The following is a 19,655-nucleotide window of genomic DNA, read 5'->3' as shown; positions in this document are numbered from 1 at the left end:
TTTTAAACCTGAATTAGTAGATTCAACGCCATAGTGAGATAACGTTGGTCTAATTGAGTACTTTGCAATGTTTCCACAGCCTGATTGAGCGCATGAGAGCCATTTTTCTGTGCCAATTCCTGAAGCCGCTGCTGAGTGGCATCAAACTGTTGACGGTACTTGTCCGGGCGAAGTAGCTCCGAATGTGTCAATTTTGGCTTGGCCAGTGACACCAGGTAGTGCTCAGAGGGGCGAAGCTCGTACAGTTTCTCTAAGTGAGTCGCGATGGCTTGACCGTCAGGCAACAGCTGAAAACGCTGTGGGAAGTCGCTTTCAGCCTGCTCAAGTGAAACGTAAGTAAAGCCTTCAATACCGACGTTTAACGTACTAATACGGCTCATGAATCCGCCACATCTTTATGTAAACGAACCAGTAGAGCGAACGCTTGCTCGATGGTTGGTAGGGTCACTTCATCCCCTTCAATTTGTGCAGAGAAGACCAGTGTCTGTTCATCCAGTAAACCGCTCTTTATGACGAATGGCCAGCCTTGACCTGAATGGCAAAAACTCAACGCCTTTTTAATCGGCTCATTTGATTGGTGCCAATGCAGCGGTTTCGCCAGCATGAGAAACAGGCAGTCCTGATGCCTCTCAACGTGCAGAGTGCCGCTCTGTTCGAAACTCAGTTGAACACGTCCTGCTGACGAGAAGTCTACCGCTTCAAGTCCCATTCCTCGGCAAAAATCATCCACTGATGCATCAATCCAATTCATCGTCCCACATTTCCTCTTCTTCTAAATCAATCGCTTCATCAAGCGCTTTTTGCACAGCTTGTATTAGGTTTTGTCGCTGTTCTTCATCGTTAAATACATCAATTGGAATATGGCGAATAAGTTTGTGAAGTTCCCTAAAAAAGCTGATTTTTCTCTCCGTGGACGCCAACTCCATGGCGTTCACTAGGTTCCATATCTCGACACTTCCCACCCAACGCTGCTCAACCAAAGCGATGACGTCTGACATTAAATCAGTAACTTGATAAGCCATAGTTTGCCTGCTGAGGTTTGAACATCTGGTAGAGATTACTAACTTGGTCTTGAAGCGTATTCAACGTCTTAAGTTTTTGCATATCGGACATCAGAAGCTGGAGCTTAACGGAGTCAATATTGCTACCTTGAACGCTCAAATCTGCGCTCATACCCTGCAACATAAAGTCGACCGCCGTGGAGACCTCTTTTGCACCAAAACGCTCAACCACATCCTTGTATGCTGAGCCTAAACCTTGGTAGCTGTGTACCGTGTCGCGATAGAAGCCACGCAATTGATGCAAACTGCTAAAGCCTTGCTCTTGGCTGTATTCATCCGCGAAGCTTGAAACACGAATTTCAGTATCAATCTGAGCCCAAGAGTCCGGATTCTGCTCAAAGGTCAGAATGGCTTGGTCTATCAGCGCTAGTAGATTCTTACTTTCTGAATTGGCTCCGAGGAACTTTTTCACTGCTTGCAGCGCTAGGTACTGATGGCTCTTCTCTTCAGAGAATCCGTTGAGGTACGCCTGTAACTGAGCAATCGTTGATAAGTTACCGCTTGCCATTTTGGTAGCAAGGTCTTTGATCTTTTGGTTCTTCTCAAGATCAGGCACTTTTCTTAGGTAGTCAGAAACCAGCTCGTGCGCTTCATTCACGCGAATACTGCCGTCTTTTACTTTGCGTTTCGTGAGATCTTTTTCTGCTTTTTCTGAACCTAACGCCGTCAGCTCTTCCATTGCATCAAACAGCGACTGAGTTGCATTGTGTACGCGGACAGTTTCACCTCGGTAGTTACCATTGACTGAGGCTCCCGTGCGGGAAGACTCGAGGTTACTTCTAATTGGCGCGTCAAATTTGTTGCCCGTAAAAATTTGGCTATTGATAGTGCTCATTGATTTGCACTCCTTCCTACAATATGAGCGAATTATAGGAATTGCATTTTTATTAGGCTGTCAAAATCAGACGTGTTTTTTTAGGGCGTTTTAAGTTTTCTAAAAACTCCCGACCAATAGTCACTATAAAAACGGCTTCATCCTTCCTATTCTCCCAGCATCAGTTATTGCATGTTTTCTTAAATTGAACGACTTCTCATACATCATCGAAACTCAACAATCAGCCATCAAGCAAACGCGTTTGATCCAAATCCGCGGTCGTGTGACTCAGGTTACTGGCACTATTATCAAAGCCGTTGTGCCTGGTGTTCGTGTCGGCGAGCTTTGTGAGCTACGTAATCCAGATCAAACCTTGTCGCTGCTTGCGGAGGTGGTGGGTTTTGAGCAACACCATGCGTTGCTTACTCCACTTGGCAACATGTTTGGAATTTCATCCAATACCGAAGTGAGCCCGCTTGGAAAAATGCACGAAGTCGGTGTTGGCGATCACCTTTTAGGGAAAACTCTTGATGGTCTAGGCCGCCCATTCGATGGTTCTCAAAGCACTGAGCCGAGCGCTTGGTATCCGGTTTACCGCGATGCGCCACCACCAATGCAGCGAAAGCTGATTGAAAAACCGATTTCGATGGGCGTGCGTTCTATCGACGGATTGCTCACCTGTGGTGAAGGACAAAGGATGGGCATTTTTGCCGCAGCGGGCGGTGGTAAAAGTACCCTGCTTGCCAAGCTTATTCGCTCTGCCGATGTCGATGTAACCGTGCTTGCCCTCATCGGTGAAAGGGGTCGTGAAGTAAGAGAATTTATCGAGCACGACCTTGGGGAAGAAGGTATGGCAAAGTCAGTACTTGTTGTCGCAACCTCTGACAGGCCAGCAATGGAACGTGCCAAAGCGGCGTTCGTCGCGACCTCTATCGCCGAGTACTTTCGCGATCAAGGTAAACGAGTCCTGCTGCTGATGGATTCGGTGACGCGTTTTGCTCGAGCTCAGCGTGAAATCGGCTTGGCCGCTGGCGAGCCACCAACACGACGGGGCTATCCGCCTTCTGTTTTTGCCGCGCTACCAAAACTGATGGAACGTGCAGGTCAATCAGACAAAGGCTCCATCACCGCGCTTTATACCGTACTTGTGGAAGGTGACGATATGACTGAGCCGGTCGCCGATGAAACGCGTTCGATACTCGATGGCCACATCATTCTTTCTCGTAAATTGGCGGCGATGAACCACTACCCAGCCATTGATGTGCTTCGCTCAGCCAGTCGTGTAATGAACCAAATCGTCGATAAAACTCATCAAGCGTCCGCGGCTCACATGCGCGAAATGCTGGCTAAATATGAAGAAGTCGAACTGTTGATCAAAATTGGTGAATACCAACACGGTGCCGACAGTCGCGCGGATATGGCCATCGCACAGGGAGATGATATAGGAGCGTTCTTGCGCCAAGGTACGCACGAGCCAAGTGAGCTCGGTGAGAGCGTCACGCAGCTACGAGGACTTGCAGGCCTATGATCGAGCGACTGCTAGAGATAAAAAAAATTCGTGCCGACCGTGCGGATCGCGCGGTTCAGCAACAAGAGTATCGAGTCAATAACGCACGAGCCTCACTCCGAAAGGCGGAACAGTCTGTCGTTGACTATCGTCAATGGCGCGAAGAGGAAGAAGAACGGCGCTTTGCGAAAGCCAAACAGAAAACCGTCGTTCTAAAAGAACTTGAAATATTGCGGCAAGAAATCGCGCTGTTAAGGGAAAGAGAGGCCGATTTAAAACAACGAGTCGCAGAAGAAAAAAAGGCATTGGAACAAGAGAACCAGCGACTCAAGGAAAGAAAGCAAGACGCTATGGCCGCCCATAAAACCAAAGAAAAATTCATTCAATTAAACGAACAAGAAATCGCTGAGCAAGCACGCCAAGCGCAGTATCAAGAAGAGCTCGAACAAGAAGAGTTCCGCAACGTTGTTGTTTCATAGAAGGTACAGATGCGAGTCAAAAACGATCATCCAAACACAACTGAACATCCGCAACAGATTCAACAGAGGCCGGTCAACCAAGTCTCAGAAGAGCTTGAATCTCGCTTTAAGAATGCGCTTAAGCCAACGCAAGCAGAAAGCGAACATGAGTCAGAGACTTCTCGTTTATTCGCTGCTGTATTGAACGCAGACAAGCTCGATAGCATGAAGAACAAAGGCAAGGCCAGCAGTGCTATTCCTAAGGCGGGGAAAGAGCAGCTCGACGGTGGCCAAGAACACCCTGAAAACTTGAAAGATCAACCTGCTAATGAAAAGTCAGAAGCTGGTCTGCATCCAGAAAAGCCAAGTCACGCTCTCTTTGAGAGAGAATGTGTGCAGCAAGGCCAACTGCATAAGTTAGATGCAGCAGCTCATAAACTCGACCCTACGGCAAAAGACGCTGCTACTATTGTGGACTCGAAAATTATCGACTTGAAAGCCGCATTGTCCGCGCTTGAAGAGAAGGTTAAAGCAGTGAAGCACATCGATCTGCGTCATCCAAGTTCAGAGTCGGACGCTAAGCTTCACCCGATGCCCAACCTAAGCCAAGCAACAGCGCAAGGCGACATCATCCTGAAAAACGTAGAGACACACGGGCCCCAGAATAGAGCTCAAGACGTAAGCGAATTGATTAATAAGTTAGTCGACAAGATCTACGTGTCTCTTCCTTCAGCAAACGAGAGAGAAGTTCGCCTACTTCTAAATGAAGGCCAATTAAAAGGTGGCGAGATCTCCATCAAGCAAGACAGTTCTGGCTACAGCGTGCTGATTAAGCAAGAGCACGCTCTTTCGCTGATCAACCAAACGGCTAAGCAAGAGTTGACCGAGCGTCTGCAACGTTTAGGCATCGACCAACCGATTCGGATCGCAGTCAGCGAACAGATGAACCAACAACAAGACCAACAACGTTCGCGACAACAACGCAGCATTTACGATGAATGGAAGCCTGAGGACGAATGATGATATTAGATTTCCCAAAGGTCGAGCTTTCAAGCATCACGCTAAGTAATCAACTTTGCGCAAAACAGTGTCACTTTCAAGATAGTCAGAGCAATAGCTTATCGGTCACACTTGGCCAAAAGCCGGAGTTTTCTGGCTATCGTTTAACACTACTGATTGGTGGACAAACTATTCAAATCGATTTCAGCAGTGCGCAATTACAGCAATGGTTGAATGGCATTCTTGACTCGACGGCATTTGAATCACTACCAAACTCTTTGCAATTGGCGTTGCTCAGTAGCCAAATTGAGCCCTACACCGACATGATTAAGCGCTTATTTGGACAACTTCCGGTATTGAGCAAACTTCAAGTTCATGAGCAGCCTGCACCAGAAGAAAACGTATTGATGCTCACCATCAATCGCGATGATGTCTCTCTTAGCCTGTGGGTCCATGAAGGTCGAGATGTGTTGATTGACACTCTGCCACAAGCGCCCTCTTACCTGAGCCAAAACATCGCACTGCCCTTCTGGTTGAGCTTTGGCAAAACACGTTTGGCACTCAGTCAATTTGAGCAACTTGAACTGGGCGATGTGGTGTTTTTCGACGATTGCTACATCGCGCAACACCAAGTGCTTCTTCAGGTCTCCAATCACAACCTTTGGCGATGCCAACTCGATAATACGACACTCCATATCCAAGAAAAAGAAACCAATATGAATGATATCAACAGCTCTGAAGCACTGACCGACCACCAGCAATTGCCAATTGAACTGACTTTCGATGTTGGTCAGCAAACCATTACTTTAGAACAGCTTAACGCGCTGCAACCGGGTTTTATCTTTGAGCTCAACCAACCAATTTCTAACCCAGTCACCATGCGAGCAAACGGCAAAATCATTGGTGAATGCGAACTAGTGAACATTAATGAACGCTTGGGTGTCCGCGTTCTCGAACTGTTTGGCGGCAGTCAGGAGCCAGCATGATCCAGTTACCTGATGAACTGAACCTCATCGTTACACTCGCCCTTCTTGCTTTGATTCCTTTCATTGCAATGATGGCGACCTCCTTCGTTAAACTGGCCGTGGTTTTCTCTCTGCTAAGAAACGCCTTAGGTGTACAACAAATTCCACCCAATATGGCCTTGTATGGATTGGCGATCATTCTGTCGATCTTCATCATGGCGCCAGTGGGGTTTGAAACCTATGACTACGTGACCCAGCACGAAATCTCACTTGAAGATTCGGAGAGCATCGAAGGTTTAATCGAGAGTGGATTGCAGCCGTACCGCGAGTTCTTGAAAAAGCACATCCGTGAAACTGAATCGGTCTTTTTTACCGATGCAGCAAGAACCTTGTGGCCACAAAAGTACGTCGACCGTTTGGAGTCAGACAGCTTGTTGTTGTTGCTCCCCGCCTTTACCGTGAGTGAGCTAACGAGAGCGTTTGAGATTGGCTTCCTGTTGTACCTGCCATTCATCGCTATCGATCTGATCGTATCCAACATCTTGCTGGCCATGGGCATGATGATGGTATCGCCAATGACCATCTCACTGCCATTCAAACTATTACTCTTTGTGTTGCTAGACGGTTGGACAAAGTTGACCCATGGCCTAGTGCTCAGTTACGGATAATGAGGAGAGAAGCATGAATCCGGCTGAAATCATCCACTTTACCACTCAGGCTCTAACGCTTGTTCTGTTCTTGTCGCTGCCACCTATTTTGGTTGCGGCACTTGTCGGTACCTTGGTCTCTCTTGTCCAAGCGCTAACACAAGTACAAGAACAGACGTTAGGCTTTGTCGTCAAACTGATCGCCGTCATCATAACCCTATTTGTTACCACACAATGGCTGGGCGCCGAACTGCATTCATTTGCTACCTTGACCTTAGATAAAATCCCGCAAATACGATGAGTTACGATGATTTGCACCAGGCCCTGTTCCTATACAGCTTGACGCTCCCTAGGTTAATGGCTTGCTTTATATTTTTGCCGATTTTAAACAAACAAACGCTCGGTGGCACCTTGGTGAGAAATGGTGTTTTGTGTTCGCTTGCGCTGTTTATCTTCCCAATGATCAACCAACAAGACCTGCCCGCAGAAACGGATGGGATTTGGTTGATGGTCATCTTAGGCAAAGAGGTACTATTGGGTATGCTGATTGGCTTTGTTGCAGCAATCCCTTTTTGGGCTATTGAGGCGGCAGGGTTTCTAGTGGATAACCAACGTGGTGCTGCGATGGCAAGTATGTTTAATCCCACTCTCGGCTCTCAGTCAACGCCAACGGCTGTGCTATTGACTCAAACACTGATCACCTTGTTTTTCTCCGGCGGTGGCTTTGTCGCTTTTATTTATGCGCTGTTTAACAGCTATTCGTCGTGGCCTGTGATTAGTTTTTTTCCAACCGTCACTGAGGAATGGGTGCACTTTTTCTACGCTCAGTTCGAGCAACTTATGTGGCTTGGCGTTTTGATGTCTGCGCCTTTGGTTTTGGCCATGTTCCTTGCCGAGTTTGGACTCGCGCTGATTAGCCGATTCGCCCCACAGCTGAACGTTTTCTCTTTGGCCATGCCGATCAAAAGTGCCATTGCCAGCGTGCTATTGATTGTTTATTTGGCATTGATGATGGACCACTTTCAAGCCCTTTTCTCTGAAATCGTACTGTTCAGAGAGCAGCTCAATACCATTTGGTAATAACAGACAGGAAGAGCAATGAGCGGAGAAAAAACAGAACTCCCCACCCCGAAAAAACTTCGGGATGCCCGGCAAAAAGGGCAAGTCGCTAAAAGTCAGGAAGTCGTCTCATCGGCGTTAATCCTAGCCCTAATTGCCGTCTTATTTGCCTTTGCTGACTACTATATGTCGCACATCTCTGCCCTACTTTTGTTGCCGAGTGAGTTGGCTTATCAAGGGTTTCAGGATGCGTTGCTTGACGTAGCCGTCGCAATCGCCAAAGAAATGGTTTACTTGCTGGCACCAATACTGATAGTGGCGGCATTGATCGCCATCATGTCGAACATGGGGCAATTCGGCTTGCTGTTTAGTGGTGAATCCGTCAAACCAGATATCAAAAAGATCAACCCTGTCGAAGGGGCAAAACGAATTTTCTCGCTAAAGAGCATCATTGAGTTTATTAAATCGATTCTTAAAGTGTCGCTCCTTTCCTGCATTATTTGGGTCACTCTGCAGGGCAACTTAAACACGCTACTGCAAATCCCGACATGCGGATTAGAGTGTGTACCGACCATCACCGGCGTATTAGTGAAACAACTCATGATCATCTCTTCCGTCGGCTTTATTGTGATTGCAGCTGCCGATTACGCATACCAAAAATTCGACCACACCAAGCAACTGAAGATGACTAAAGACGAGGTCAAACGCGAATATAAAGAGATGGAAGGCAGCCCAGAAATCAAGAGTAAGCGTCGTCAGTTGCACCAAGAGCTGCAAACTTCGAACCAAAGAGATAACGTTAAACGTTCGAATGTGTTGGTCACGAACCCAACCCACATCGCGATTGGTTTGTACTACAAAAAAGGCGAAACGCCGCTGCCTGTGATAACCCTTAAAGAAACCGATGCGATGGCAAAACGTATGATCGCGATAGCCCACGAAGAAGGCATCCCTGTGATGCAAAAAGTACCACTCGCACGTGCTCTTTATGCCGATGGTCAGTTAAACCAGTACATTCCAGGCGATCTTATTGAAGCCACCGCTGAGATCCTGCGTTGGGTTGCGTCTCTTGAGCAGGCTGAGGAATCGCGAGTATAACTCTCTCACAATCATGTGCGTCATGCTCAGAGAGCACACAGTACAAAAAAGAACTGTGTGCTAACAAAGTAGAATGGAATCGATAGATCTAAGCGATTCAGAAAACGATTAAGCATCTTCTGAAGAGTTAAGATTTCTAAGCTGTCGTTCAATGAAATCGGTGCACATTTTGACATTGAGCGGAGGCGTTTTTGCGTAATTATGAACAGCATAAATAGGAATCTTGGGAAGCGTATACCCAGGAAAAATGTTCTCTAATTCTCCTTTGCGTCTGAGACTTTCGAACATAAATTCAGGAATTAATGCCATACCAGCTCCCGCTTTGACCATAGAGATAACCGAATGAACCGAATCATTAAAGCGACTCGCTTCCAGCGACACTTCTATTCGCTCACCACTGGACGAGTGTTGTAAAATATATCGAATAGATTTCCCCTCCCAGATATTCGCCACATAATCGAAGGCGAGCAACTGAGACGGATCCTTAATAAGTTTCGCGATGCTGAGATCATGATTCTGAATATATGAAGGGCTTGCACAAAGCACTTTCTTTAAACTACCTATCCTTCTTTGTATGTACTCACTTGATGGCAGCTCACCGACATGAATCGCGAGATCAGCCGCCGTTTCAAATAAGTCCACGCTGCCGTCATTGGCTAGAATCGTAGGAACTAATTCAGAGTAGATACTGACTAAATGCCCAACTGCCGGTGATATCACGGGCTCGATCAACGCGTGGGGTGAACTAATCTTAACCATTCCTTTTGGCTCAATTTGGCTGATCCTTGCAATATCCCATGCCTCATCAACAAGCTCGCTAATCTTTTTACACCGTTCAAAAAACTCTATTCCCATAGGCGTAAGCAATTGTTGGCGAGTGGAGCGTTTGAGTAACAAAACACCTAACGCCTCCTCCAAAGCTCTCAAATGTTGACTAACAACGGATTTACCCACCTTTAATTCGCGTGCAGCCGCAGTAATAGATCCCTTCTCCACAACTCTCGTGAAGATGATCATATGACGCATATACTTGTTCATAGTTTATAAAAATTAAACAGTCCGTACTAAATTACCTATCTTTTTCATACCAATAAAATCATTAATAATGTCCTAAAGCAACCAAAGGGGACAAAATAGTGAACAAAACAAGCACAAGCTCAATTGCACAATACTTCTCACGAGAGATAGCAGATGAACAATACAATCCGACGTTATGGACCAATAGATTACCCACGGATGATTTGTTACCGAAACACATAGAATTTACTAGCCAGCAAAGTGAGCGTTATCGAACAAACCTGGAAACAGGACTTACCGAGATGGCATATGGAGAAGGCGAGTTTTCTGGAAAAATAGATATCTACAAGCCAAAGGGGCTTGCCAAAGATGCACCTATGGTTATCTACATACATGGCGGGTGGTGGCAATGGTTTTCAAAGGAACAATTTGGGTTTATCGCGCAACCTTTCAATCAAAATGGTTTTGCGGTTTACATGCCAAGTTACCGAATGGCTCAACACTGGACAAACGGTGCGCCAATGGAGTCCATCCTTAAACAGATGCAGCTTGCAGTTAAAGAAATCTTATCGCTCGCAGTGGAGAATAATTCTCCCGCAGTCTACCTAGTAGGCCACTCGGCTGGCGGCCAACTTGTATCCATGCTCCATAAAACAGATTGGGAACAATTTGGAGTAGAAGCAGAAGGCAAAGAGAAACTCAAAGATGTTTTTTCAATCGCTGGCCTTTTTGATATTCGACCACTTGTGAACAGCTTCGTGAACGATAACATTCAGATGACCAATGAATCATCGGAGAGGGTGAGTCCACTGCTTAATGATTTTCCTTCAGAAGAGGAACTGGCGCCGTTGCACTTGATTGTCCCAGAACTGGACACGCCTGAGTTCTTCCGACAAACAAAGGAATACCACGCCAAAGTGCTTGATGCTAAACAAGAGTGCCGCATTTACCTCGCTCGAAAAAGAGACCACCTTGATATAATCGAAAACCTCATTAACGACAACGATAATGTACTCAACTATATGCTTGAGAATATGAAAAACTAAAGGTCGCTAATTTGCTCAGTTTCCAATAAAGGCCGACAGGCTTATAAAAAAGAGCGACGAAAGTCGCTCTTTTTTATTTTTGGGATACTTACTTAATACCGTGCAAGTTGTTTTCAGCAGTCATGGCAAGAGGCGTAAATGAATCGTTTCTCAGCTCAGCAATCGCATACAGCATACGTCCCATACGACCGTTACCATCCGTGAAGCCATGGTAGCCAATCACGCCAGCAAACAACTGCTTACCAAGATCTTTATCTGCCACTGGGTTTTCTTTCAAAAAGCCCTCTATGTGCTGTTTTAGCATGCCTTCACCACCAATGCTTGATGGAAGTGCGCCACCAGCCGTCGCTGGGCCTCGGTAATCTCTTTCAATATTCGGCACCGCTCGCGCATGAAGCTCTTTTAAGTTATCCATGTTCAGCAAGTCTTTATCATTGGCCGCGTACTCTTTAAGAAGCGCAGTAATATTATCAGCATCGTTTCCTTTCGAAGTCGATGCGTTAATGATCCAAGCCGCAGCACGTTCAAGGTTGTTCGTCGTGCCCGTTTTATTGAACTTATCTTCCGCTAGCGAATCCGCATAGACACCCGAACTCAAGTCTTTGTTTGCCAAACCTTCAATATGTGCTTGTGCCGCTTTTAAGTTCTTAACCTCGGTTTCAAATACAACTTCCAAGCCCATCGCGGTATTTGGGTTGTTCTTCACGCCCATCGCACCGCCACCAAAAGCTTTAACAACTTTGCCAGCTAATGCTTTTGTTGCACCCTCACCAATTTGTGTATTTAGGCTTTTGGCAGGTTCCGTATCAAGCAGTAACTCAGACATAGCAAGATCAGCCAATTGGTTAAGCTCGCCACCATAAGATTGAATAGTTTGAGCATCAAGTCGACTAAAAGCATTCAATACATCGACTGGCGTTTTTAAACTAGCATCTTTAAAAAACATCTGGCCATGCTCTACTGAAGAGCTGGATTTCAAACGCTCAGCTTGTCCTAGCGCATTGTCGAATACCGATTTTGTCATCGCTTTAGCTACTGAGTCTGTGTTGCCTTCTCTAAATAGCTTACCTGTTGCTTCAAAGAATTGAGCGACTGCATTATTACTTGGGTTTGAACGAACAAACTGCTGAGTATTTGCATCGACCTTATATTCCTTGCCACCAACATTGAGTTTGCCTTCATTGAGAATATCTTTTCGCGCTTCCGGAAGTGCCGCTTGAAGTGCGCTTACGTTTCCAAAACTAATCATTATTTATACCCTTAATGTGGCAAATTGTGCCGTATCTATTGTCCGTGTTTGTTTCTGTTCTTGCGCCACTTGCCCCTGCGGGCTTGCTGACAGCTTTAACCAATCAACAAATTGAGCAATCGACGTTTCAAAATATGTCTCGGTTAACATTATCTGATGAATGTGAATAAAACCGATGTAGCCAGCATCTTCATCCCAACATACGTAGGGCTCATCTTTTGTTAATGCTGCTTTCATGTGCTTAAAATAAACATCGGGATGCGGTTTCTCACCTGAAATTAAGCCAATAAGCGTCAACTTCTCTTCACTTGAGCGAAGTGTAATTGCTACTTCGTTATCAAGAATTAATTGGCAACAGCCTTCTTCATCAAATTCCAGCGTTTCCATTTGGCAACGCTTTGCAAAGTCGTTTAGAAGAGTCGATATAAATCCGTTGACCATCTGATTTACATTCCTATTTTGTATTTATTAGTATTTACATCTCTGCGGTTTAGATAATCGCAAAGTGTTGGCTGGTGTGGTTATTATGCTGAATACAGATGGGGGAATATGCTAGATATGGTCGGCTTTTTTTCATTTTAAGCCGTTTATATTAAGGCACATGATGATAAAAAAGCTCAGCATGATGTGCTGAGCTTTACAAGTTGGCTAGACTAACTTAGGTGGTTAAGCTTCTTGGCTAAACAAAGCCACCAGAGTACATTGGTTTAAAGGCTTCTGTTGCCGCTTTATCCGCATTCGCTGTATTGGCGCTTAGTGCACTGGACTCTCGGCTCAATACCACAACTTTGGTTTGCTCTTCCATGTTCGAGGGATTTTTCTTGATATGATCAATCAAGTCAGAAAGTTCTGCCTCTCCTTTTGGATCGCTTTGACCACTTAGGCCCGCTTTCTCCATCTCTGGCGTCGTTATGCGTATGGTCACATGAGGTTTGCGGCTCCCCGTAGCCACTTCTGCATCGTAAATTCGCTTTTTCATCGCCGTATTGGCTGAAGGCGGGTAACCTTTCTCCAGGTGTAAGGTATAGCTTTGTTCCACAGTAAAAGACGTCCCTGCAGGAACCAAGATTTCTCTCTCACCTTCCGCATTACTGATGGGTTCAATATTCACCCCAAGGTCTGGCGCCGGGTTAATGACCAAAAGCGCACCTTTCGCCATGTAACTTTGTGCCACGTCTGGAGCACGCGTTGTACTCATAAAGCCAGGAAACTGAAAACCGGTTCCCTTCTCTAACGCAGCATCGGCAACACTGGTGTGACAGCCGTGCCAGACTTTACCGGAGTATCGTTCAAACATTGGAGAGTCTATCGCAGCCTGTAACATATCCACGTTCTGGCGATACTCTTTCTTCGCTTGCGCTCGCTCAGCAGAACTCGTGTATTGATTACGTTTTAGGAACGATTGAAGACGCATCTCCATTTCACTCTCGTTCTTTGGTGGAGCAAAATCGCCGTAGCCTGGGTTGATAATATTTGCGCCATTCCCTGTATAGAATCGAGTCGTCGCCAGCAGCATCGCGTTAATCAGCGTCGCTTGGTTATTTGCATCATCACCAATGGCCTCTAATACCGCTTGTTGACGTTCAGTTGATGTGGTTTTACTACTCGCGACATCCTTTAAAAAGGCCAACGCATCTTGGTGATCAGGTTTGTTTTTGAGCACCAACTGAGCATCAAGCATGTTCGACTTATCTACCGTGCGAAAGGTTTCCCACACGTCATTACGCTCACCGTAACGAAAAACATTACTTAGCGATCCTTCCTGTGAAGATTCCGCCAACAAAGACGCAGCATTACCGAGAAGCTGTTGGTATTGCGCAGGAGACTGCCCCTCCAACCAGTTGCCTAACGCTTCCGCTTTAACACCATCGATAAATGGTTGCCCTGACGGTTTTCGCTCAGGCAATTCCGGCATGGTTCGCTGCTCGGTATTGTATAACTTCAAGTCATTCATATTTTGCGCAGCGTAGTGAATTTTCTCTGAAGCTAGGCCAAAGGTATCGTCTGCTTCTTGATCACTCTGCGCGGCCTGCGCCAGAACATCAAGATACTCACTCCCTGCATATTGTGATGGGTAGCCTTTCCCTTGAGTGACAGATTGATCGAACTCTTCGACACTCATTTTCACCGGTTCAATCGCGGGTAGATGAACCTCTTGTCCATTTAGTGTGATTGTCTTGGCATCCATACCGGGTAAGTCGATGTCTTGGGTTATCAGCCCCTCGTAAGCACCAAGCCAATTGCCCGTCTCACGTGCTTGCCACGTCATCATGCCATCACTGTCTACTGTCGCAGCGCCGTGGTCATTGTGCTCCATTGCATAAGCATCCAGTGCTCCCATGATCTCTGTAAAGCTGTGATCACGCGGCTGAATCATCCACCCCAACAGCAAGGCTCGAAAGGCTTGCGCTTCAGAAGCAGGCATTTTGAGAAGGCGTGCCACTTCGTACATAAAAGAGGTGGTACTGGATGGCCCCGCAAACATAGGTAACTTCTTATCCATGTTTTGTTGGCGCCAGTTGACCGAAGTTGGTTTATCGTCGCCAATCGTGGTTAACGTTTTGTCATTGATAACGAAACCACCATAGCCGGACTCATGTTCTGGACGCTCTTTTAAAGCAACAGCGTCGTTGTGATAAGCCGCAGGCTTCATAGCCTCCTGCATTCCTTGAAACTTGAATCCGGTCCCTTTGTGAGGGTCGCCATTTTGACGACTGCCGATAAAGTCATTGCCGGTTTTGTTGCCGAGCACTTCACTTGTATTCCAATCGGCATACTTAAGCCATGCCCAACCGTGGGGCTGGGTGGTGGTCGGCGTCGAGATCTCTGGCTGCGCCCCTTCACCGTGTAAGTGGAAAATGTTCAGCCTTTGGTTTGCTTCCTTAGCATTCAGCAGCGGCTGATTCACAGCATCGCCCATCATCTTAAGTCGTGAAGGATCACGAAATACCCTCAAATGGCTATAAGCTAATGTAGTCAGTACCCGAGCATTGGCTTTAGGGTCCTTGAGTACGCTGTTGAGCTGTTCTGCCCACTTAACGTCATCATCACTCCAGCCGTCCAGAAAACCGATGCCAGCGTCTTCATTTTTCTTTGCTACTGGCACTGAAGGATCTTTCGCTTGAGCGATCGCTACGTTTTCTAGGATCCGACGCAAAAACGATTGAGACATGTACTCAACGGCAGGGCTCTGCAGCAGGTCATTGCCCAAATGGTTAAACTCAAATGCTTGGTTGGCTTCTGCAATCTTTTCCACCGACTGAGCGACTATCTGGTTTTTCACCGCGTCAGAGGTTGTTGGAAACTGCGCATTTACCTTATCTCGGACTAAATTTTCAATGCTACCTTCATACTGGGCAGCACGCATGATGGCGTGATTAAACTCTTCCTCGGCCTGACGCAATGGTGGCATCGGGGCTGGTTGGGTGTTCAGCGGCGGTTGATTGCCGACTAAGGAAACGGAGACCGATGAAACCTGACTTAAAGAGGTATTAGCCGCGGTGCTTGCCGCGCTTAGTGTCTGCTGCGGGGACAGCAAAGCCGCAGTGCTTGCCGCGCCGTCTGTTCTGATCGTTGTTTGCATCGATCACCCCGCAGTGGATTCAGTGATCGCATCAAACAAAGCACTGCGTAAACTGAGTGCATTTTGCCAAAAGATATTGAGGTCGCTATTCACCACTGACTCATCCAGCAATGCAAAATTAAGTACAACAGTGGTGTTGTCTGCGGCTAACGAGAACGACGCAATGCCGACAACATCAGGGTGAGAATTCAGCGCCAGCAGTTTGGAGGGTGATATTCCTCCCTCTGGCTGTTTGGCTGGTGACAAGGGGAACATGACCACCATGCGGTTTTCATAATTGAAAATCGTGGCGTAATGCATGCCATCTTCGCCAACCAAGTTGCATTGACCATTCAAAAGCTGCCATTGCCCGCCAGATAAATCAGACAGCCAGTTGTTTATGATTTCTTCTTTGTTCATTGCGAGGACCCTTTTCGTATTGAGTAGTCAAAACGATAAGCGCAAGGGTATTCGCCATATATCACTTTTGGCCAGAAGTTTTTAGGACACCTTTTATCGGTTAGCGCTCACAACTGTCATCTGCATTTATGTGATAGAAAATTGATGCTAAGTCTGGAAATAGCCAACCACTGGAAATAAAAAAGCCCAGCATGGCTGCAATGTAGTTCACTTAAGCGGAGCTGCTTTGCGATTAATTGGGTAGCGAGTCTTTGATATTTTTACCGCCCTAGGCCGATTAGGCTTAGGGCGTTTGTCTATAAAGAGGACTGATAAGTCTCCCCTTAGACTCTTTAAACGCTTAGGTGTATTGCCTGGCGATATCGCTTTACTCATCACCTTCAGTTGGCTCGCTATAAACTGACAAGCGTATTTAAAGCTAATTTCATTCGGCATTCTTCCATGTTCAACTGCTGCCTGACTTGCTTCACGTCTTACCAAATTATAACCAAGCAACAGCCCCCAGAGTTCTTGATAAACAAGGTTTACTGTTTTACTGCGTAATACTAAGGCATTGTGTTGCATTGAGCTTTTGATATCACGATAACCTAATTCGATTTCCCAACGTTCATGATAAAGTTCGGCTACCGCTTTCGCGTCGTAGTCTGCTCTTGGAAGGGATGTAAAAACAGTTTTCTGCTTACCTTGTACTTCATAGGTCACCGCTCTGACTTGCCATTTTTCAGGTAAACTAGGGTTCTTTTTGAGAGCTTGCGGTGAGACGTTCATTTCGATGAGCATATCATTGCTTTCTTCTTCATCTAAAAGTGTGTATTTCAACCCTTTCCTTGCTGGTATCAACCAATGTCTATTAATACCGCTATTTTGAAGAGAGAGAAGTAAGTCTGCACCGTAAAAACCTTTATCTAGTAACGTCACAGAGTTATCTGGTAAAGAGTCGATGAAGGGCATAGCAAGTGGGATTTCACCACGCCGATAAGGGCTTATGGCAGCGTCAACGATGACATGAGAACGGACATTCATCATAGTCACAACTCTTAGCATTGGATGTGGTGTCTGCCTGCTACTCGAGGTATTACCCGAGCCAAAGTGCTCTCTAAGTTCGGGCGTATCCGCGGTGCGAAAAAGAGCACCGTCTACAGCAAAAACTTGTAATCCTTGCCACGTATCATCACGGTATCGTTCAAGACCCCACGTTCGCCCACATTGTTTAAACAACCACTCTGGTGCAGCACTGCCTAAACGTTGTCTTGCCTGGGTTAAAGCACTTTTTGCTAATAACTCTTCATCAGCCAAGCCATCCGCACAGACATTCATTCTTCGTGCGACTTCGGCAATTGGTTCATTACGGAAGAAGGCCATGCCGACAATTAACCACAAGACCATGTCACTTGGTAGTCGACGTCGGCGAATAGTCGCTTTATCAGAAAGACTAGCTGCCTTAACAACCCATTCATCTGGGATATGTTCAGAGAAAGTGGTGAGTTGAGCTACATCAACAGGATTTTCTTCGAGGAAATCGACAAAATAGTTTTGGATAGACATAAAAAATCGGAAGCCTAGAAACAGGCTTCCGATTATCTCTCAGAAGAAGGATCGGTCAACCGATCCTTATCTGATCTACATTGCAGCATGGCTGGACTTTCGGTGAGCAAAAATAAACGCGTTAAGGCTGTATCTGTTGACGTTCACTCAATTGCTTAGTAATAGCTTGCTTAAGCGCTTGCAGTTGACCGTCGATACTCGCGTCAATAATACCGACCTCTGTCTCCAATATGCAGCCGCCGTTTTTTAAACGCGCATCGGCAATGACTTCAACGTACCCCACCTCTGGGAAATCACTGAGTATGGAAGACACTTTCTCCCGAGCTTCAGTAACCTGATCTGGGTGTACATGCAGGATCACTTGCTTTTGGTTACTGACAAGCTGGAGCGCCTCTCTCACGACACTTGCCGTAGTATCCACATCATCGAAGCTGTTGATGATCTTTCTAACGGCATCGAGCACAACGCCTGTCATTTTATGCTCGACCTGCAAATAGTATTCGTTGCATCGAGCAAGTGTGGCCAGCATGGTTTCAGCGTTCTCGATCTTCGCTTGATCGATGCCATCCTGATAACCTCGCTGCCTCTCTAACTCATAGGCTTCATCCGCTTTGGCAATGATGCTTTCTGCTTTTGAGTGCGCCGCCTCAACCAGATGCTGTGAATCTAAGTAACTCACATAGTCCTTTGCTTTAAGCACTTTTAAGCCCGGTGCCAATTGCAAGTTGTCGGTTTTTATTTCAACAAATGAAACCATTGAGGAATTACCTGTTTTGCGATTTTCTTGATAAGTCGATATGCGAGATCGCGATGCGTGTCATCCAACCAATCTGCACTATGATCCGCCAACGTCAGTTGACGTTCGAGCTTGAACTGCCATCGTTGCACTAACTCTGATGGTGACTTTGCCAATAAGAACTTGATCCATAAATACCCTAGCTCTCGGGCTGTCTTTTCAAAGCTTTTTTCATCGAGGCTGGTTGGCAGTGGCTTTTGCCAACCGCTGGGCCAGTTGGAAATCATCATCGGCCCTTGTTGGATCAAAAAACGCGTTTCATCCACCCCAAAAACCTGATTAAGACATTGTTTAGGTTGCTTTAGTACCACTTGGCGCATCGCTTGGCAATGCATGATTCCGCCAATCATCAACAGCAGTCGATCTGTTGCCTCAACAGGCAGCAAAGCCAAACTGTTGTATGGATGATTAAAAGCATGATCTGTAATTGGCGATAACTCCCAGTCTTCAATACACCACTGATTGATGGCCGCTTGGTTTCTCCAGCCTTGGAGTTTTAACAACCAAGACTGTTTTTCCGTTATCCAACTTTCGTCAATGTAGCTGCAAGGGCAATAGTTAAACTGATGCTGAATTTGGGAAACTGGCGTTTCGGAATTAACCACGTTTCACGTTCCTGCGGCACCAAGCAAACGTTGCTGCGTTAGAGCCAATGATCAGCAGTACCAAGAAAACAAGGATAGAAATCAGATGGCTTGCCGTGTCTTTGGTCACTTGAATCGACAGAATGCTTTCGAATTGATTATCTTGAGATATCACGCGTACTTCCGAAGATGGCACCATAACCACACTAATACGGTCGTAGTTCAGCCCTTCAATGCTGTTATTCACTAATAGTTTTATTTGTGGGATATAAGAATCCAACGCGACATCGGCGGCATGCTTGATAAAAACAGATGCCGATGCCGGCGTTGGGCGCTCACCAGGACGAAGGTTTTGGTCTTCAAGTACAACGTGGACGCGAGCGACTAGCACGCCGTCAATTTGTGACAATGTGGACGACAACTCTTGCGATTTCGCGTAAATAAGTCTGGCTCGCTCGGCAAGCGGAGAAGAAATCAGATCGTCTTTGGGGAAGACTTCTTTCAGTGTCGAGAACTGCTCTCTTGGATAACCTTTGCGCTTAAGCGCGTCAACCGCGAACGCTATTTGTGCCTTATCCACCATCAACTTGACGGTGTTGTCTTTATCTGGTTCTTTGGTGGCGACGACGCCTTCAGAAAGTAAGATTGACAACATTTCGTTGCCTTCTTTCTGGCTCACGCCGGTGTAAAGTTCGGTCTGACACCCCACCAAAAATAGAACCAGTAACATGCTTACTGCACGCATTTTTTTTCTTGTGGTGACTGACCTCATTGCAACTACTACCTTTGTCATGACTATTGCTTTCATCATGGCTTTTACTTTCATCA

Annotated in this window: 22 protein-coding genes; 9 read left to right on the top strand and 13 right to left on the bottom strand. The window is 46.2% G+C overall.

The window, feature by feature from the left end; all coding sequences use genetic code 11:
- Window positions 1-2: 2 nt before the first annotated feature.
- From vscX to sctW, 4 genes are read right to left on the bottom strand one after another with little or no spacing between them, the layout of a single operon-like run.
- Complete coding sequence (gene vscX / locus OCV52_RS03210) at window positions 3-380, bottom strand: type III secretion system protein VscX (protein ID WP_137408934.1); 378 nt, start codon at window positions 378-380, stop codon at window positions 3-5.
- Window positions 377-751, bottom strand: a complete 375-nt coding sequence (gene sycN / locus OCV52_RS03205; protein WP_063522677.1) for a type III secretion chaperone SycN — start codon at window positions 749-751, stop codon at window positions 377-379. Before sycN ends, vscX begins: the two co-directional genes overlap by 4 nt.
- Window positions 738-1,022 carry a TyeA family type III secretion system gatekeeper subunit gene (locus tag OCV52_RS03200; RefSeq protein ID WP_137408933.1) on the bottom strand — a complete coding sequence of 95 codons (285 nt, stop codon included), beginning with the start codon at window positions 1,020-1,022 and terminating at the stop codon, window positions 738-740. The genes sycN and OCV52_RS03200 overlap by 14 nt, the downstream gene beginning before the upstream one ends.
- Window positions 1,003-1,896, bottom strand: a complete 894-nt coding sequence (gene sctW, locus OCV52_RS03195) for a type III secretion system gatekeeper subunit SctW (RefSeq protein WP_063522675.1) — start codon at window positions 1,894-1,896, stop codon at window positions 1,003-1,005. Before sctW ends, OCV52_RS03200 begins: the two co-directional genes overlap by 20 nt.
- 184 nt (window positions 1,897-2,080) lie before the next feature.
- Here sctW and sctN point away from each other — a divergent pair, with 184 nt between their 5' ends.
- From sctN to sctU, 8 genes are read left to right on the top strand one after another with little or no spacing between them, the layout of a single operon-like run.
- Window positions 2,081-3,403 carry a type III secretion system ATPase SctN gene (sctN, locus tag OCV52_RS03190; protein ID WP_137408932.1) on the top strand — a complete coding sequence of 441 codons (1,323 nt, stop codon included), beginning with the start codon at window positions 2,081-2,083 and terminating at the stop codon, window positions 3,401-3,403.
- The gene (gene sctO / locus OCV52_RS03185) at window positions 3,400-3,861 is read left to right on the top strand and encodes a type III secretion system stalk subunit SctO (RefSeq protein ID WP_137408931.1); all 462 of its coding nucleotides are present in this window, start codon (window positions 3,400-3,402) and stop codon (window positions 3,859-3,861) included. Before sctN ends, sctO begins: the two co-directional genes overlap by 4 nt.
- A gap of 9 nt (window positions 3,862-3,870) precedes the next feature.
- Complete coding sequence (locus tag OCV52_RS03180; protein ID WP_137408930.1) at window positions 3,871-4,860, top strand: type III secretion system needle length determinant; 990 nt, start codon at window positions 3,871-3,873, stop codon at window positions 4,858-4,860.
- Window positions 4,860-5,825 (top strand): type III secretion system cytoplasmic ring protein SctQ, encoded by a 966-nt coding sequence (gene sctQ, locus OCV52_RS03175; RefSeq protein WP_137408941.1) that lies wholly within the window; start codon window positions 4,860-4,862, stop codon window positions 5,823-5,825. Before OCV52_RS03180 ends, sctQ begins: the two co-directional genes overlap by 1 nt.
- Window positions 5,822-6,472 carry a SctR family type III secretion system export apparatus subunit VscR gene (vscR, locus tag OCV52_RS03170; RefSeq protein ID WP_005426130.1) on the top strand — a complete coding sequence of 217 codons (651 nt, stop codon included), beginning with the start codon at window positions 5,822-5,824 and terminating at the stop codon, window positions 6,470-6,472. The genes sctQ and vscR overlap by 4 nt, the downstream gene beginning before the upstream one ends.
- A 13-nt stretch (window positions 6,473-6,485) precedes the next feature.
- Window positions 6,486-6,752 (top strand): SctS family type III secretion system export apparatus subunit VscS, encoded by a 267-nt coding sequence (vscS, locus tag OCV52_RS03165; RefSeq protein ID WP_005426136.1) that lies wholly within the window; start codon window positions 6,486-6,488, stop codon window positions 6,750-6,752.
- Window positions 6,749-7,531 (top strand): type III secretion system export apparatus subunit SctT, encoded by a 783-nt coding sequence (gene sctT / locus OCV52_RS03160; RefSeq protein WP_137408929.1) that lies wholly within the window; start codon window positions 6,749-6,751, stop codon window positions 7,529-7,531. The genes vscS and sctT overlap by 4 nt, the downstream gene beginning before the upstream one ends.
- Window positions 7,532-7,549: 18 nt before the next feature.
- Entirely contained in the window at window positions 7,550-8,608 is a 1,059-nt protein-coding gene (gene sctU / locus OCV52_RS03155) for a type III secretion system export apparatus subunit SctU (RefSeq protein WP_137408928.1), read from the top strand.
- Window positions 8,609-8,716: 108 nt separating this feature from the next.
- Here sctU and OCV52_RS03150 read toward each other — a convergent pair whose 3' ends face one another.
- Window positions 8,717-9,634, bottom strand: a complete 918-nt coding sequence (locus tag OCV52_RS03150; protein ID WP_137408927.1) for a LysR family transcriptional regulator — start codon at window positions 9,632-9,634, stop codon at window positions 8,717-8,719.
- 110 nt (window positions 9,635-9,744) lie between these two features.
- On the opposite strand from OCV52_RS03150, the gene OCV52_RS03145 reads away from it, so the two are divergent.
- Window positions 9,745-10,671: an alpha/beta hydrolase gene (locus OCV52_RS03145; RefSeq protein ID WP_137408926.1), complete on the top strand. Its 927-nt coding sequence runs from the start codon at window positions 9,745-9,747 to the stop codon at window positions 10,669-10,671.
- An 88-nt stretch (window positions 10,672-10,759) separates the two neighbouring features.
- On the opposite strand, the gene OCV52_RS03140 is transcribed toward OCV52_RS03145, so the two are convergent.
- The 8 genes from OCV52_RS03140 to sctJ all read right to left on the bottom strand — a co-directional run bounded on the left by OCV52_RS03140 (window position 10,760) and on the right by sctJ (window position 19,599).
- On the bottom strand, window positions 10,760-11,920 hold the full coding sequence (locus OCV52_RS03140) for a VopS family T3SS effector adenosine monophosphate-protein transferase (protein ID WP_137408925.1): 1,161 nt from the start codon (window positions 11,918-11,920) through the stop codon (window positions 10,760-10,762).
- A gap of 3 nt (window positions 11,921-11,923) precedes the next feature.
- Window positions 11,924-12,307, bottom strand: a complete 384-nt coding sequence (locus OCV52_RS03135; RefSeq protein ID WP_233090385.1) for a type III secretion system chaperone — start codon at window positions 12,305-12,307, stop codon at window positions 11,924-11,926.
- 292 nt (window positions 12,308-12,599) lie between these two features.
- Window positions 12,600-15,503 (bottom strand): ADP-ribosyltransferase, encoded by a 2,904-nt coding sequence (locus tag OCV52_RS03130; RefSeq protein ID WP_137408923.1) that lies wholly within the window; start codon window positions 15,501-15,503, stop codon window positions 12,600-12,602.
- 3 nt (window positions 15,504-15,506) lie between these two features.
- Complete coding sequence (locus OCV52_RS03125; RefSeq protein WP_137408922.1) at window positions 15,507-15,902, bottom strand: hypothetical protein; 396 nt, start codon at window positions 15,900-15,902, stop codon at window positions 15,507-15,509.
- A 207-nt stretch (window positions 15,903-16,109) separates the two neighbouring features.
- Complete coding sequence (locus OCV52_RS03120) at window positions 16,110-17,447, bottom strand: IS4 family transposase (protein ID WP_137409200.1); 1,338 nt, start codon at window positions 17,445-17,447, stop codon at window positions 16,110-16,112.
- Window positions 17,448-17,568: 121 nt separating this feature from the next.
- Window positions 17,569-18,204, bottom strand: coding sequence for an HrpE/YscL family type III secretion apparatus protein (locus OCV52_RS03115; protein WP_137408184.1), 636 nt, complete (start codon window positions 18,202-18,204; stop codon window positions 17,569-17,571).
- The gene (vscK, locus tag OCV52_RS03110) at window positions 18,183-18,848 is read right to left on the bottom strand and encodes a SctK family type III secretion system sorting platform protein VscK (RefSeq protein ID WP_137408183.1); all 666 of its coding nucleotides are present in this window, start codon (window positions 18,846-18,848) and stop codon (window positions 18,183-18,185) included. Before vscK ends, OCV52_RS03115 begins: the two co-directional genes overlap by 22 nt.
- Entirely contained in the window at window positions 18,841-19,599 is a 759-nt protein-coding gene (gene sctJ, locus OCV52_RS03105; RefSeq protein WP_137408186.1) for a type III secretion system inner membrane ring lipoprotein SctJ, read from the bottom strand. The genes vscK and sctJ overlap by 8 nt, the downstream gene beginning before the upstream one ends.
- Between the last annotated feature and the right edge of the window lie 56 nt (window positions 19,600-19,655).

Origin of the sequence: Vibrio chagasii (assembly GCF_024347355.1) — a bacterium.
Classification (GTDB): Bacteria; Pseudomonadota; Gammaproteobacteria; order Enterobacterales; family Vibrionaceae; genus Vibrio; species Vibrio chagasii.
Note: the sequence above shows the minus strand (reverse complement) of the source record. Positions and strands in the feature narration are given on the sequence as shown.

Bases quoted from the DNA above. Each gene is read 5' to 3' on its own strand.
- vscR (WP_005426130.1), top strand. From the start codon at position 5,822: ATGATCCAGTTACCTGATGAACTGAACCTCATCGTTACACTCGCCCTT.
- OCV52_RS03120 (WP_137409200.1), bottom strand. From the start codon at position 17,447: ATGTCTATCCAAAACTATTTTGTCGATTTCCTCGAAGAAAATCCTGTT.
- sctU (WP_137408928.1), top strand. From the start codon at position 7,550: ATGAGCGGAGAAAAAACAGAACTCCCCACCCCGAAAAAACTTCGGGAT.
- sctO (WP_137408931.1), top strand. From the start codon at position 3,400: ATGATCGAGCGACTGCTAGAGATAAAAAAAATTCGTGCCGACCGTGCG.
- sctQ (WP_137408941.1), top strand. From the start codon at position 4,860: ATGATATTAGATTTCCCAAAGGTCGAGCTTTCAAGCATCACGCTAAGT.
- OCV52_RS03115 (WP_137408184.1), bottom strand. From the start codon at position 18,204: ATGGTTTCATTTGTTGAAATAAAAACCGACAACTTGCAATTGGCACCG.
- sctJ (WP_137408186.1), bottom strand. From the start codon at position 19,599: ATGAGGTCAGTCACCACAAGAAAAAAAATGCGTGCAGTAAGCATGTTA.
- OCV52_RS03200 (WP_137408933.1), bottom strand. From the start codon at position 1,022: ATGGCTTATCAAGTTACTGATTTAATGTCAGACGTCATCGCTTTGGTT.
- OCV52_RS03130 (WP_137408923.1), bottom strand. From the start codon at position 15,503: ATGCAAACAACGATCAGAACAGACGGCGCGGCAAGCACTGCGGCTTTG.
- OCV52_RS03125 (WP_137408922.1), bottom strand. From the start codon at position 15,902: ATGAACAAAGAAGAAATCATAAACAACTGGCTGTCTGATTTATCTGGC.
- OCV52_RS03180 (WP_137408930.1), top strand. From the start codon at position 3,871: ATGCGAGTCAAAAACGATCATCCAAACACAACTGAACATCCGCAACAG.
- sycN (WP_063522677.1), bottom strand. From the start codon at position 751: ATGAATTGGATTGATGCATCAGTGGATGATTTTTGCCGAGGAATGGGA.
- vscS (WP_005426136.1), top strand. From the start codon at position 6,486: ATGAATCCGGCTGAAATCATCCACTTTACCACTCAGGCTCTAACGCTT.
- OCV52_RS03140 (WP_137408925.1), bottom strand. From the start codon at position 11,920: ATGATTAGTTTTGGAAACGTAAGCGCACTTCAAGCGGCACTTCCGGAA.
- OCV52_RS03135 (WP_233090385.1), bottom strand. From the start codon at position 12,307: ATGGAAACGCTGGAATTTGATGAAGAAGGCTGTTGCCAATTAATTCTT.
- sctT (WP_137408929.1), top strand. From the start codon at position 6,749: ATGAGTTACGATGATTTGCACCAGGCCCTGTTCCTATACAGCTTGACG.
- sctW (WP_063522675.1), bottom strand. From the start codon at position 1,896: ATGAGCACTATCAATAGCCAAATTTTTACGGGCAACAAATTTGACGCG.
- vscX (WP_137408934.1), bottom strand. From the start codon at position 380: ATGAGCCGTATTAGTACGTTAAACGTCGGTATTGAAGGCTTTACTTAC.
- OCV52_RS03150 (WP_137408927.1), bottom strand. From the start codon at position 9,634: ATGCGTCATATGATCATCTTCACGAGAGTTGTGGAGAAGGGATCTATT.